Source organism: Streptomyces sp. NPDC008139 (genome assembly GCF_042957025.1).
GTDB lineage: Bacteria > Actinomycetota > Actinomycetes > Streptomycetales > Streptomycetaceae > Actinacidiphila.
The window spans coordinates 312,712-327,552 of the sequence record NZ_JBIBHM010000003.1 but is presented as its reverse complement, the minus strand read 5'-3'; the positions used below and the strand labels follow the sequence as shown (position 1 = coordinate 327,552).

The following is a 14,841-nucleotide window of genomic DNA, read 5'->3' as shown; positions in this document are numbered from 1 at the left end:
GCGGCAGCACGATAACCGCGCGTAGCGGCACGGTTCCACGGGTTTTCGCGGCCCGGCTTCCGAAGCATCCAGCCCCGCCGCGAATTCACCCAACTCGGTACGAAATACCCGCGAGGTGACCGCACTCCCTGTCGAGTCGGTACCGATTCAAGGGATTTGACGGACAAATACCCGCCATTGTGGGGGTATGCACCCCGTCCTTTGATCATCCTGTGCTGCGCCATTGACGCCAGGGGCTCTTCGGGTAAAGATTCCTGACGTCTCATTGGCATGTCCCCGTGCCTCCCACCACCCGTATCCCAGGCGTGCTTTGACAACGTTGTCAAACGAGTAGAGGACAAAATGACTCCACGGATGCCGCGTCTGCGCTCCGCGGCGCTGGCGGCGCTCACCGCGCTGCTCGCCGCGGGAGCGGCGACGCTGCCCGCGCAGACCGCGTCGGCCGACGGTGGTTCCGCCGCCGACGGCGATCTCACGCACCTGGTCAACCCTTTCATCGGCTCGCAGGACGACGGGAACACCTACCCCGGCGCCGCCGTGCCGTTCGGAATGGTGCAGCTCTCGCCCGACACCGGCCACAACACGGGTTACGACTACAACCAGGACCACATCCGCGGCTTCAGCTCCGTGCACCTGTCAGGTGTGGGCTGCGGGCTCGGCGGCGACCTGCCCGTACTGCCGACGACCGGTGCGATCACCGCCACCGACGACGCCGCCTACGCCGCGAAGTTCAGCCACGCCGACGAGACCGCTTCCCCCGGCTACTACAAGGTCAAACTCGACACCGGCATCACCGCCGAACTGAGCGCCACCACCCGCACGGGCTGGCAGCGCTACACCTTCCCGGCGACCGACCAGGCCAATGTGCTGCTCAACAGCGGCCAGGCGCTGCACAAGGTGACCAGCAGCACGGTGACCGTGCTCGACGACCGTACGGTGCTGACCGCCATCACCGGCCGCGGCTTCTGCCAGGACACCCAGCCGTACACGGTGTACACCGAGACCCGCTTCGACCGGCCCTTCCAGTCGTACGGGACGTGGAGCGGCAAGACCGTGACGGCGGGCAGCCGTACCTCGACCTCCACCGGGCTCGGCGGCGCCTACGCGCGCTTCGACACCACGAAGGACCAGCAGGTCACCGCGGTCACCTCGCTGTCGTGGGTGAGCCAGGACGGCGCCGCGAAGAACCTCGCGGCCGAGGGGCGCGGCACCTTCGACACGACGGCCGCCGCCGCGCGGCAGTCCTGGCAGGACCGGCTCGGCCAGATCCGGGTGCGGGGCGGTAGCCAGGAGCAGCAGCGGACCTTCTACTCCTCGCTCTACCGCTCCTTCCTCGCGCCGAACGTCGGCAGCGACGTCGACGGCCGCTACACCGGCTGGGACAACAAGGTGCACCCGGCGGGCGGCATCACGTACTACCAGAACTGGTCGCTGTGGGACACCTACCGCACCCAGCAGCAACTGCTGTCGCTGCTCGCGCCGAGCGAGTCCCGCGACATGGCGCTGTCGCTGCTGCGCGTCGCGGACGAGGGTGGACAGCTCCCGCGCTGGGGGTACGCCACCGCCGAGACGAACATCATGACCGGCGACCCGGTGACCCCGTTCCTGGTGGACGCCTACCGGCAGGGACTGCTCAAGGGCCATGAGGAGGAGGCGTACCGGGCGCTGAAGAAGCACGCGGACACCGTGCCGCCCGCCTCTTCGCCGTCCGCGGGCCGCCAGGCCGACGTCGAGTACCTGGCGAACGGCTATGTGCCGTACGACCCGGCGCGGCCCGGCAAGCCCGGTGACAACGACTTCCAGCACGGCCCGTCCGCGACGCTCGAATACGCGCTCGCCGACGCCGCCCTGGGCGGGATGGCGCAGTCGCTCGGCCACACCGCGGACGCCCGGCGCTATCTGACGCGAGGTCAGAACTACCGGAACATCCTCGACCCGAGCACCGGCTTCTTCCGGGCCAGGAACACCGACGGCGCCTTCGTCGGCCCGGCGGACCCCGCCTCCAGTGTCGGCTTCCACGAGGGCACGTCCTGGCAGTACATGTGGCTCGTCCCGCAGGACGTGCCGGGCATAGTGGATCTGATCGGCGGCAACGCGACCGCCAACGCGCGGCTCGACTCCTTCTTCGCCTACGACCAGTTGGTGAAGGACCCGGCGGGCACCGCGCGCGATGTCTGGGTCAACGGCCCGTACTCGTACTACAACCAGGACAAGTACAACCCGCAGAACGAGCCCGACCTCAGCTCCCCGTACACGTATCTGTCCACCGGGCAGCCGTGGAAGACCACCGACGTGGTGCACGCCGGGCTGACCCTCTTCACGGACGCGCCGAACGGCGTCACCGGCAACGACGACCTCGGCACCATGTCGTCGTGGCAGGTGCTCTCGGCGATCGGCATCTACCCGATGACGCCGGGCACCGACCTGTGGGGCCTGTCCACGCCGGTCTTCGACCGGGTCGACCTGACCCTCGACCGGCACTACTACCCCAGCGGCAGGATGACGATCACCGCGCCGGGCAGCACCGACACCAACCGGTACATCCAGTCCGCGCGGCTCGGCGGCAAGAGCCTGCGGACCACGTACATCAGCACCCGGGACATCAAGGCGGGCAAGGACCTCTCGCTCACCGTCGGCGCCAAGCCGTCGAGCTGGGGCACCGGCAAGAACGACGGGCCGCCCGCGCCCGACCACGTGGCGGCGCCCGTACGGCACACCGCCGTGTCGGTCTCCCCGGCCGCGCCCGGCGTGCTCGCGGGCGGCCCCGGGACGGATGTGGACGTCTCCGCCGTCCTCACCGCCCCCGGCAAGGTCTCGGGCACGGTCACGGTCAGCGCGCCGCACGGGCTCACCGCGAGCCCGCGCACGAGCGGCTTCCGCGTGGACTCGGGGACGCTGCCCACCACCAAGGTGGTGCCGGTACGGATCTCCGCCCCGGCGGGCACCCCCGACGGCACCTACCAGGTCACCGTCAAGGTCACGCAGTCCGGCGGGCCCTCGGTGACCAGGACCGTGCCGGTCTCGGTCGCCACCTCGACCTGCCAGGGCGGCAGCGGGTTCTGCCCGCAGGACCTGTCCGCGCAGTACGACGTGGACGGCGTCAGCACGGCGGGCGCGACCGGCGCCGACTTCGACGGCACCGGGACCAGCTTCCCCGCGGAACAGCTCCCGGCGCCGGGCCCCGGCGTGCTCGGCGGGCGGGCCTACACCTTCCCCGACACCACCGGCGGCGCGGCCAACTTCGCCACCGCGCACGGCCAGAGCGTCGCTCTGGTGCAGCGCTCCTACTCCGCGCTCGACGTGCTGCTCACCGCGCACCACGGCGACGTGACCGGCGCCGCCACCGTGCACTACTCGGACGGCACTTCCGCGCCCGTCACCCTGACCGCGACCGACTGGGCGGCCGGCGCCCCGCGGCTCGGCGAGGACGCCGCGATCCACGCCGACTCCCGCTACGACAAGCAGGGCGCGCCCGACGGCGTCGGGGTCGACATCTGGCACATCGCGGTCCCGCTGGACAGCGCGAAGACCGCCGTCTCCCTCACCCTGCCCGACGACGCCCGGCTGGCGCTGTACGCGATCAGCGGACGTGACGCGTGACGAGTGACGCCCCTGAACCCGTATCCGAACCCGCACCTGTACCCACAGCGGCACCCGCACCCGTAATGGAACGTCCCGGAGCACAACCCGGAGCCGCAAGCAGAAAGGCAACACCCATGAGACGTGGCCCACTTCGCCGCACCCTCACCAGAACATTGCTGGCAGGTGCGGTATCGATGACCTTGACCGTGCCCGCGTCCGCCGTGGCGCACGCGGACGCGGACGCGGCCAAGTCGGGCGGCGCCCCCGCCTTCACCACCTCCTTCGAGTCCGGCGACACGCAGCCCACGTGGAGCAGCACCGCCGAGACCGACGCCAAGGGCAACCCCCTGGTCTCCGGTGTGACCGCCGGCACCCTCCCGGTGCTGGCCGGCAGCGTCAAGGACAAGATCGCCGAGGTCACGGCAAGTTCGGACAATCCGCCGAACGAGGTCGCGAAGAACGCGGCCGACGAGGACGCCAACACCAAGTGGCTCACCTTCGCGAACACCGGCTGGCTCCAGTACAAGCTGTCCGAGGACGTGACGGTCAAGAAGTACGCGCTGACGTCCGCGAACGACTCGCCCGAGCGCGACCCGAAGGACTTCACCCTCCAGGGCTCCGACGACGGCAGCACCTGGACGACGGTGGACACCCGTAGCGGCGTGAAGTTCAGCGGCCGGTACAAGTCCAACATCTACGACGTCGCCGACCCCGCGCCGCACCGCTACTACCGGCTGAACGTCTCGGCCAACAACAGCGGCGACATCGTGCAGCTCGCGGACCTCATCCTGTCCGACGGCTCCCCGGCGCCGACGCCCGTCGCGGGCATGACCACCGAGGTCGGCAAGGGCCCCGCCTCCGGGCCCAATGTGAAGCCGAGCGTCGGCTTCAGCGGCCTGAAGGCGCTCCAGTACTCGGGCACCCACACGAAGTCCGGCGCCGTGCACGCCTATAACAAGCTCTACGACGTGCGCATCCCGGTCAGCCGCAACACCCAGCTCTCGTACGACATATTCCCCGAGCTGACCGGCGGCGACCTGAAGTACCCGAGCACGTACGCCTCCATAGACCTGCACTTCACCGACGGCACGTACCTGAGCAAGCTGCGGACCCCGGCGCTCGACGAGTACGGCACGACGCTCAGCCCGCAGGGCCAGGGCGCGGGCAAGATCCTCTACGCCTCGCAGTGGAACGCCGTCGTCTCCGCGATCGGCAAGGTCGCCGCGGGCAAGACGATCGACCGGGTCCTGCTCGGCTACGACGACCCGGCCGGCAGCTCCGAGGCGGGCGCGTCCACCCAGTTCAAGGGCTGGATCGACGACCTGGCGATCGGCGCCGCCCCGGCGCCCACCGCCAAGACCTACGCCGAGCACGTCGACACCCGGCGCGGCACCAACGCCTCCGGCTCCTTCTCGCGCGGCAACAACCTGCCGCTGACCGCGGTCCCGAACGGCTTCAACTTCTTCACGCCGGTCACCGACGCGGGTTCGACGAGCTGGGAGTACAGCTACGCGGCCCAGAACAACGCCGACAACCTGCCGACGCTCCAGGCGCTCGGCATCAGCCACGAGCCCAGCCCGTGGATGGGCGACCGCGACACCTTCCAGGTGATGCCCTCCGCGGTGTCCGGCACCCCGGACCTGAACCGGAGCAAGCGGGCGCTGGCCTTCGACCACAAGGACGAGGTCGCGCAGCCGCACTACTACGGCGTCACGTTCAAGAACGGCGTGAAGGCCGAGATAGCACCGACCGACCACTCCGCCGTCTACCGCTTCACCTTCCCCGGTGACAACGGCGACCTGCTCTTCGACAACGTGAACAACAACGGCGGCCTGACCTTCGACGCCGCCAAGGGCACCCTGGACGGCTTCTCGGACGTCAACATCGGCGGCGGCGAGGCCGCGACGCGGATGTTCGTGCACGCCGAGTTCGACCGGACCCCCGGCACGGCCACCAAGGTCACCGGACAGGGCCGCGACAACGTCACCGGCTACGCGCAGTTCGACACGTCCAAGAGCAAGACCGTGACGATGCGCCTGGCCACCTCGTTCATCAGCGCCGACCAGGCGAAGAAGAACCTGGACCTGGAGATCCCGCAGGGCACGTCCTTCGACAGCGTCAAGAAGAGCGCCGAGCGGCTGTGGAACGCCAAGCTGGGCAAGGTCGAGGTGCAGGGCGCCAGCGACGACCAGCTCACCACGCTGTACTCGAACCTGTACCGGATGAACCTGTACCCCAACTCCGGTTCCGAGAACACCGGTACGGCCGGGAAGCCGGTGTACAAGTACGCCAGTCCGTTCTCCAAGGCCACCGGCAGCAACACGCCCACCGAGACCGGCGCGAAGATCGTGGACGGCAAGGTCTACGTCAACAACGGCTTCTGGGACACCTACCGCACCGAGTGGCCCGCCTACTCGCTGCTGGAGTCGAAGACCGCGGGTGAACTCGCCGACGGCTTCGTGCAGCAGTACAAGGACGGCGGCTGGATCTCGCGCTGGTCCTCGCCGGGCTACGCCGACCTGATGACCGGCACCAGCTCCGACGTCGCCTTCGCGGACGCCTTCGCCAAGGGCGTGGAGAACTTCGACGCCAAGGCCGCCTACGAGGCCGCGGTCAAGAACGCCACCGTGTTCCCGACCGCGGGCGGTGTCGGCCGCAAGGGTCTGGACACCTCGGTGTTCACCGGATACACCAACACCTCGGTCGACGGCAGCGTCTCGTGGTCGCTGGACGGGTACATCAACGACTACGGCATCGCCACCATGGCCGCCAAGCTCGCCAAGGACCCGCACACCTCCAAGGCCGACCGGCAGCGCTACCAGGAGGAGTCCGCGTACTTCCTGGGCCGCGCGCAGAACTACACCAACCTGTTCAACACCGGCGTCGGCTTCTTCGAGGGCCGCAAGGCCGACGGCTCGTGGCGCGTCCCGGACGCCCAGTACGACCCGCAGCAGTGGGGCAACGAGTACACCGAGACCAACGCCTGGAACTACGCCTTCACGGTGCCGCAGGACCCGAACGGCCTGGCCGCGCTCTACGGCGGCCAGAAGGGCCTGGAGAAGAAGCTCGACGCGTTCTTCAACACCCAGGAGACCGCCGACGGTGACGCGGGCGGCTACGGCGGCACCATCCACGAGATGCTGGAGGCCCGCGACGTCCGGATGGGTGAACTCGGCCTGAGCAACCAGCCGTCGTTCGCCATCCCCTACATGTACGACTACGCGGGCGACCCGGCCAAGACCCAGGCCGTCGTGCGCGAGGCCACCCGGCGGCTGTTCACGGGCAGCTCGATCGGCCAGGGCTTCCCCGGTGACGAGGACAACGGCGCCACCGCCACCTGGCAGATCTTCAGCGCGCTGGGCTTCTACCCGCTCCAGGTCGGCAGCGACAACTACGTGATCGGCTCCCCGCTGTTCACCAAGGCGACGATCCACCTGGACAACGGCAAGAGCATCGTCGTCAACGCGCCGAACAACAGCAGCAGCAACATCTACGTGCAGTCGCTGAAGGTCAACGGCAAGGCGTGGAACAAGGTGTACCTGACGCAGAGCCAGCTCTCGTCCGGTGCGCGCCTGGACTTCACCATGGGCTCCAAGCCGTCCAAGTGGGGCACGGGCAAGGACGCGCTGCCCGCGTCGCTGACCCCGGCGGGCAAGGCGCCGCAGCCGCTGGCGGACCTGACAGGGCCCGACCTCGGCACCGCGACGTCCGGTGACGGCACTGAAGTCGCCGCGCTCTTCGACAACACCTCGAAGACCGGGGTGACCTTCCCCGCCGCCGACCCGACGGTGCAGTACACCTTCACCGGGAGCTCGGCGAAGAAGCAGGCCGGTTTCTACACCCTGACCTCCGGCAGCACCGCGGCCCAGGACCCGAAGAGCTGGCAGCTCCAGGGCACCACCGACGGCAAGCACTGGAGCACGCTGGACTCCAGGAGCGGCGAGAGCTTCGACAGCCGCCTCCAGACCCGGCCGTTCCAGATCGCCCACCCCGGCGCGTACTCCACGTACCGCCTGGTGGTGACCGCCAACAACGGTGCCGCGTCCACGACGCTGACCGAGGTCGAACTGCTGGCACAGCAGGGGCAGGGAGGCCACGGGCACTGACCCGCAGGTCCGTACGACCCGTGTGAGACCGGGGGCCGCGACACCATGTCGCGGCCCCCGGCCGCGTTCCCGGCCCCGGTTCTTCGGCCCCGCATCAGGGATGTCCCGGTGGGGCTGCCCCCACCCCCGTTCGGGCGCGGGCCGCAGTGACCCGGAACCCCGTGGCGCGGGAGGGTCGTTGAAGGCGCCGCGGTCGCGGCGACCTGACCGGAGAGCGGGAGACGGGGAGTCGGACCGATGACGGATTTCACGCGGTGCACGCGAAGGACGATGTTGCGCGGGGGCGCGGCGGCGGCGATCGGCGGGGCGGTCGCCCTGAGCGGCGCGGGCGTCGCCGAGGCCCGCTCGGACGGGCGGCGGACCGGGACCGGCGCCGCGCGCCGCGACACCGTGCCCTACCCCTTCCTCAAGGGCGCCTTCGCACCGGCCACCGAGGAGGTCACCGCCTTCGACCTGCCGGTGACCGGCTGCATCCCGGCCGCCCTCGACGGCCGCTATCTGCGCAACGGCCCCAATGTGCTGGGCCTGGAGGACCCGCGGACCCACCACTGGATGCTCGGCCAGGGCATGGTGCACGGCGTACGCCTCAGGGACGGCCGCGCCGAGTGGTACCGCAACCGGTGGGTCAGGTCGGCGGGCGTCGCCGCGCAACTGGGGGAGCCGTACCACGGCCCCGTGCCCGACGACGACTTCGCGAACAACACGCACGTGATCCCGTACAAGGGCAAGGTCCTCGCGATCCAGGAGAGCGGCCCGACGCCGTACGAACTCGACGAGGAGCTGAACACCGTCCGCCCGTACGACTTCGGCGGCACGCTCAGCGGGGCGTTCACCGCGCACACCAAGTACGACGAGCGGGCGGACGAACTGCACGCGATCACGTACTACCCGACCTGGGACCATGTGCGGCACCTGGTGATCGACCACACGGGGAAGGTCGTACGGACCACGAGGATTCCGGTCGCGGACAGCCCGATGATGCACGACTTCGCGCTCACCGAGCGGTATGTGATCATCTTCGACACCCCGGTGACCTTCGACGCGGCGGCGGCCGAGGCGGGCGCGATCGTGCCGTACGTCTGGAACGACAAGCACCCGGCGCGGGTCGGGCTGATGCCGCGCAGGGGCGGCCGGGTCCGCTGGTTCGAGGCCGACCCCGGCTCGTACTACTCGCACACGCTCAACGCCTACGACGACGGGCACTCGGTGGTCGTCGACTTCATCACCTTCCCCGCGCCGTTCTTCGCGGCGGGGCGCGGCACCCTCGCCGACGGCCCCTCGGCGCTGGGCACCCCCCGGCTCGACCGGCTGACGATCGACCTGGAGCGCGGCCGGGCCCGCCCGCAGCGGATCGACGACCGCCCGCAGGAGTTCCCCCGCATCCGCGAGAGCCTGGTCTCGCGCCGCCACCGCTACGGTTACGCCGCCACGGCCGCCGCGATGTGGACGGCGTACGAGACGCTGGACGGCGTGCCGCCTGACACGCACTTCGGCAACGCGCTCATCAAGCACGACCTGCTGCGCGGCACCACCCAGACGCACCGCTTCCCGAAGGACGCGGCCGTCAGCGAGCCGGTCTTCGTCCCCGCGCACGAGCACGCCAAGGCCGAGGACGACGGTTACGTCCTGTCCTACGTCCACAACCCCGACCGAGGCGCGGCCGACCTCGTCATCCTGTCCGCCCAGGACTTCACGGCCGCCCCGCTGGCCAGGATCCACCTCCCGGCCACCATTCCGCTCGGCCTGCACGGGAGTTGGGTGCCGACGGTCTGACGGGTGAGGGCGGCGCGCGGTCCGGCCCGGCCGTCGGCGCGGCGGCGCCGCCCTGCTGCTCACCGTCGGGTCGGGACCGCCCCGCGCGGGACTGGTGATGTCCTGCGCCCTGCTCCTCACCGCGGCGGGCACCGCCGCCCTCGGCTACGCCCCCACGCTGGCGTCCGCCGTCGTGCTCGGCGCGGCCTTCGCCGCCGTCTGTGTTCTGGCCGCGGCCGTCGCCCTCGCGTCCACGACGCTGCGCCGCGTCGGCCTCGGGACCCCGCGCGGGGTGTGATCCAACTCGCTTGTGGCGTATGCCCCCGGCCCCCGATACTGGCCGTACACGGAGCGGCACGTACAGCAGCACGCGGAGCTGTGCGCGCACGCGCAGAAGAGCACGCATATCGCATGGGCGGGTACGCGCATGTCCCGCGCCGAGCGGGAACTGCCGCGTCGGCACCCGCGTCTTGTCCTCCAGCGGCCGGACGCGCGGGCGCGCCCGCGGTGGGGTGGGGAAGCGCGACGGGCGGTGATCCCGTCCGCGCAGGAGCAGGGGGGAATTCGCCATGACCTGGGACCAGCGGGACGGAGCGGGCGCCGGCGGTACGCCGGGCGGCGGCGGGACACCGGATGGCGCCGACGCGCCGGGCGTTGACAGCACGCCAGGCGCCGGTAGTACGCCGAGCGGCAGCGGCACACCGGGGAGCGGCGGCGCGCCGGAGGGCTTCGGGCCCCCGCCGCCGCCCGCGCCACCGGTCTGGCTGCCGCGGCAGCCCGCCGCGCCGCCCGGCATCCCGTCCGGATATCCGTCCGGTTACGCGCCCGGGTACCCGGCCGGCCCGCCCCCACCACCGGCGCCGCCGCCCGCCCCGGCGAACGCGCTGCGGGCCGTCGCCGTCGGCCTGCTCAATCTCAGCGGCCTCGGCATCGGTTACGCGCTGACCCGCCGCTGGCCGGCCACGGCGGCCTGCCTGGTCGCGACCGGCGTCCTGCTCTTCGTCGCGCTGCCCGCGACGGCGGACGGGGTGTCCGGCGTCGTCGTCGTCGCCTACGCGGTCTTCCTCGTCCTCGCGGCCGCGCACGGCGCCTATCGCGGCCTGCGCACCCCGCTGTCCTGGCCGCCGCAGACGCCCGTCGCGATCGTGCTCGGCCTCGTGCTGCTCGCCGCGCCCGTCGGCGGCGTCGTCTACTACGACAGCGCGCGCGACGAGGCCACCCAGAAGATGCTGCTCGACCGTCTCGACACCGCCGACCAGCTCGTCCAGGCGGCCAAGAGCAAGCCGTTCGACGAGGCGCGCACCGACTACACCACGGCGCTGGCCGCGTACCGCGACCTCAGCGACCACCACGGCGGCTCGCGCGCCGCCAAGCGCGTACCCGACCGGCTGACCACGTACTACACGGCGGTCGGCACGCCCTACGAGCAGAAGAGGTACTGCGACGCCATCGAGCCGCTGAAGTACCTGCGGACCGTGCCCGAGCACTTCGACAAGAAGGCCCTCGGCACGCTGACCGGATGGCCGGACGACCGGCTCGCGACCTCGCTGTACGCGTGCGGTACGGCCGACCTGGCCGACGAGAGCGGCGCGGAGGCGAAGGACGGGTATCTGAGCGACCTGCTCTCCACGTACCCCAAGTCGCCGCAGGCCGCGAAGGTCGAGCCCGCCTTCAAGTCGACCATCGACGCGGCGGCCAAGGACCTGAACGGCGGGGACCCGTGCGCGGCCACCGACAAGGTGCGCGCCCTCGGCGTGCGCGCGGGCAACCTCAAGGGCGAGGACGCGGGCGTGGCCGCGGCCTTCGACAAGGACGCCCGCCGGGCCGACACCTACGTGCAGTCGGGCAGTTACACCTGCGCCGTCCACGAGTACAAGGGCGGCGACTTCAGCAGCGCGCTGGACAAGATCCGCGACTTCGTGAAGAAGTACCCGCGCGACAAGAACACCGCGTACGCCAAGAAGCTCGCCATCGCCGCCGAGGTCGCCGTGACGGTGCCCGCCGCGGGCAAGCGCATGCCGACCAAGGACTCCGGCGGCAGCATCTCCGTGACGGTCAGCAACGACAGCCCCGACCAGGTCGAGGTGCTGTTCACCGGACCGGTGACCGGCAGCTTCACGCTCAAGGGCTGCGGCGCCTGCAAGACGTACTCCAGCCAGGCGTCGGCGCAGACCTCGGCGTGCAACAACAGCGGCAGGAACTACCCGAAGAAGACGCTGAATCTGCCGGTCGGCACCACGTACTTCCTGCACAAGTCGACCAGTTCTGGCGACTCCGCGACGCCCGGCAGCGACACGGTCAAGCTCCGCAGCGGCTACATCTACACGGAGTGCGCCTATGTGGTGCGCGATTCGGCGCTGAGTTTCTGAGGCGCCCGGTTTCTGATGCGCGGGCTTCTGATGCGCGGGCTTCCGAGACCTGAGTTTCCGAGGCGCGGGCTTCCGAACCAGCAGGCCGTGGGTATGTGACGGCCCGCCACCCGCGCGGACACGGCGGGGCCCGGACGACCGGGCCCCGCCGTCGTCACTCGGCGATACCTCGCGTCAGCAGGACGACGGTCACGAAGGTGCGGTAGAGCCGCACCGGGTCCTCGTCGGTCATCCGTACCGTCACCGCGTCCGTCGGGTCCCGCTCGACGCCCGTGATCCAGGTCGCCATCTCCGCCAGGTCCGGATTGCGCATCCGTACCGTCAGAGTCGCGGGCAGCGCGATGTCCGGCAGGGCTGCCGCCGGCAGCCCCTCGACCGCCCTGCGGGCGGCGTCCCGGATCACCTCACGCGCCTCCTCCGGGTGCAGGCTGTCGGCCGCGAACCGCGACACCGACGACTTGACGACCGCGCCCACCGCGCCGGGACAGAAGGGCTCCAGCTCGGCGGCCGTCGTCGCGTCCCCGGTGACCAGCAGCACCGGCACCCCGTGCCCGAGCGCGACCAGCGCGTTGATCCCGCTCTCGCCCGCGACGACCCCGTTGAGCCGCACCTCGCTGATCGCCGCCGGGTTGTACGTGTGCGACAGCGTGGCCCGCTCGCCCGACATCGAGCCGTGGTACGAGACGAAGAAGACCCCGTCGTACGAGGAGTCCAGGCCCTGCATCATGTACAGCGGCTTGTGGCGGCCGGACAGATAGCGGGCCCGCCCGGCCAGTTCGTCCGGGCGCAGATTGGCCATCGTGGAGTGCGAGTCGTTGACCAGGAACGCGCTTGCGCCGCCCGCTTGCGCACCCTCGATCGAGGCGTTGACCTCCGCCTGGAGCAGCGTGCGGTAGTACGCGTACTCGGGCTGCCCGGGACGGCACTGCGACCAGTCGACGACGCCCGCCGTACCCTCCATGTCGGAGGAGACGAAGATCTTCACAGCACGGTCCGGGGGCGGAATTCGGGCTCGGTCGACGCGTCGGTCATCAACGCGTAGACGCTGCCCTCCTGTCCGGCCGCGCCGCCGTGCCTGCCGTCGGGGGTCAGGGCCAGCGCGCGCAGCTCGGAGCGGAACTCGTCGGGCAGGGTGGCCGCGTCGGCGAGCGCGTCCCGGCACGCGTCGGACGGGTCGAGCCCCGCCGCCAGCAGGTCGACGATCGTACGGGCTGTGCCGCCGCGCATGCTCAGCTCGCCGCGGCCGGTGCAGGCGGCGCCACCGGAGCGCAGATCGCACCAGTTGCCCGCGCCGGGCAGCGCGGAGTCGCCGACCCTGCCGGGGTACTTGTACGGATAGCCGGAGGTCGAGACCCCGACGCACATCTCGCCCGACGCGTCCAGCGCGATGATGTTGATCGTGCCCCAGGGGCCGTCGTGCGGGGCCAGTCGGCGGATCAGCGCGAGCGCGCTCTCCCGGTAGCGGGCGTCGCCGTCGGTCGCCGCGGTGTTCTCGCCCTCCACCGACTCCTTGGAGTCGGCGACCTGCTTGCGCCACTGCTCGCGCGACGCGTCCGTCAGCAGGTCCGCGGTGTCGAAGCCGCACTCCCGCGCGAACAGCGCGGCGCCCTCGCCGACCAGCAGACTGTGCTGCGGCAGTTTCTCCAGCACCGCGCGGGCCACCGAGATCGGGTTCGGGTACCCCTTGAGCGCGCCCACCGCGCCGAACTGCCGTCCGGAGCCCAGCATCAGGGAGGCGTCCAGCTCCACCACGCCCTGTGCGTTGGGCAGCCCCGCGGTGCCCACGTAATGGTCCGCCGGATTGTCCTCGCAGCGGCGCATCGCGGCCTCGACCGCGTCCAGCGCCGAGCCGCCGCGCCGCAGCACGTCCATCCCGGTCGGCAGTCCGACCTCGCTGCGCTCACTGCCGATGATCACCGCTTCGGGCATGTTCCTCCTGTCCGGTGCCTGACCGGCCGGAGCCCCCGTCGTGTGGGGGTTCCCGCCGCTTCGCCCGTCCGACCTGCGTATACGCGCCCGCGTATACGAAGCGCCGGACGTCTGCGCAGTCTGGCACCAGCCGCCCGCGCCGCGGTACCCGGCCTCGCCGGGACCGGGGAAGGGACCTTGGGCGGACCCCGGTCCCACGCTCCGCCTGCGCTCCGACCGGGGCCGCGCCGGGACCGCTCCGGTCGCTCCGACCGGGGCCGCCGTCCGCCGCGAAAAACCATGCGGGGCCCGGCGCGCACCGGGGGGAGACTGGGCCGCGTGGACACGATGACGCGATTCGGCCTGACGGTGGTGGAGTGGGCCGCGGGCGGTACGGGAGCCGCGGCGGCCGAGGCGGCGGCGCGCGAGCTGGCCGCGGGCACGCACGTGAAGACCGTGGTGCTGGTCGAGGGGACCAGCGACCAGGCGGCGGTCGAGGCGCTCGCGGTCCGGCGCGGCCGGGACCTGGCCGCCGAGGGAACGGTCGTCGTGCCGCTCGGCGGCGCGATGAGCATCGGACGCTTCCTGAGCCTGGTCGGCCCCGAAGGGCTCGACCTGGCGCTGGCGGGCCTGTGCGACGAGGCGGAGGAGGGCTACTTCCTGCGCGCCCTGGAGCGCGCGGGCGTCGGCTCGCCCCGGGACCGTCCGCAGATGGAGGCGCTCGGCTTCCACGTCTGCGTCGCGGACCTGGAGGAGGAGCTGATCCGGTCCCTGGGCACCGACGCGGTGCGGGAGGTCGCGGCCGAACTGGGCGAGGCGCGCTCCTTCCGGATCTTCCAGAAGCAGCCCGCGCAGCGCGAGCGCCCGGTCGACCGGCAGCTCCGGCGCTTCATCGGCACCCACAGCGGACGCAAGTCGCAGTACGCGCACGCGCTGGTCGACGCGCTGGAGCCGCACCAGGTCCCGCGCCCGCTGGACGGGCTGCTCGCGCACATCTGACCGCGTACCGCCCCTTCGGACAAAGCCACGCATACGGTGGCGAATCCGTCGCGTCCGCATGCCCTCCGCGCCCGCGCCCCTCGACAACCAATGTTGTCATGATGTCGATCTCCTCCCTAGGATGC

7 protein-coding genes and 1 pseudogene are annotated in these 14,841 nt (G+C 71.2%); 6 read left to right on the top strand and 2 right to left on the bottom strand.

Going from position 1 to position 14,841, the window contains the following annotated elements; translation table 11 throughout:
- Positions 1 to 354 precede the first annotated feature (354 nt).
- From ACFZBB_RS07995 to ACFZBB_RS07975, 5 genes and pseudogenes are all read left to right on the top strand, one after another.
- A pseudogene (locus ACFZBB_RS07995) lies at positions 355 to 2,685 on the top strand (GH92 family glycosyl hydrolase); the annotation flags it as partial.
- A gap of 1,091 nt (positions 2,686 to 3,776) precedes the next feature.
- Positions 3,777 to 7,688: a GH92 family glycosyl hydrolase gene (locus tag ACFZBB_RS07990; RefSeq protein WP_391118964.1), complete on the top strand. Its 3,912-nt coding sequence runs from the start codon at positions 3,777 to 3,779 to the stop codon at positions 7,686 to 7,688.
- Between the two features lie 237 nt (positions 7,689 to 7,925).
- Positions 7,926 to 9,461 carry a carotenoid oxygenase family protein gene (locus ACFZBB_RS07985; protein WP_391118962.1) on the top strand — a complete coding sequence of 512 codons (1,536 nt, stop codon included), beginning with the start codon at positions 7,926 to 7,928 and terminating at the stop codon, positions 9,459 to 9,461.
- 97 nt (positions 9,462 to 9,558) lie between these two features.
- Positions 9,559 to 9,738, top strand: a complete 180-nt coding sequence (locus tag ACFZBB_RS07980) for a hypothetical protein (protein ID WP_391118960.1) — start codon at positions 9,559 to 9,561, stop codon at positions 9,736 to 9,738.
- Positions 9,739 to 10,009: 271 nt separating this feature from the next.
- Positions 10,010 to 11,809 (top strand): hypothetical protein, encoded by a 1,800-nt coding sequence (locus ACFZBB_RS07975; RefSeq protein ID WP_391118958.1) that lies wholly within the window; start codon positions 10,010 to 10,012, stop codon positions 11,807 to 11,809.
- A 154-nt stretch (positions 11,810 to 11,963) separates the two neighbouring features.
- On the opposite strand, the gene ACFZBB_RS07970 is transcribed toward ACFZBB_RS07975, so the two are convergent.
- Both ACFZBB_RS07970 and ACFZBB_RS07965 read right to left on the bottom strand, forming a co-directional pair.
- Positions 11,964 to 12,794 (bottom strand): M55 family metallopeptidase, encoded by an 831-nt coding sequence (locus tag ACFZBB_RS07970; protein WP_391118956.1) that lies wholly within the window; start codon positions 12,792 to 12,794, stop codon positions 11,964 to 11,966.
- Positions 12,791 to 13,738, bottom strand: a complete 948-nt coding sequence (locus ACFZBB_RS07965; RefSeq protein WP_391118954.1) for an isoaspartyl peptidase/L-asparaginase — start codon at positions 13,736 to 13,738, stop codon at positions 12,791 to 12,793. The genes ACFZBB_RS07970 and ACFZBB_RS07965 overlap by 4 nt, the downstream gene beginning before the upstream one ends.
- Positions 13,739 to 14,056: 318 nt before the next feature.
- On the opposite strand from ACFZBB_RS07965, the gene ACFZBB_RS07960 reads away from it, so the two are divergent.
- A complete protein-coding gene (locus ACFZBB_RS07960) occupies positions 14,057 to 14,716 on the top strand; it encodes a TOPRIM nucleotidyl transferase/hydrolase domain-containing protein (RefSeq protein ID WP_391118952.1) in 660 nt (219 codons plus the stop codon).
- Positions 14,717 to 14,841: the final 125 nt, after the last annotated feature.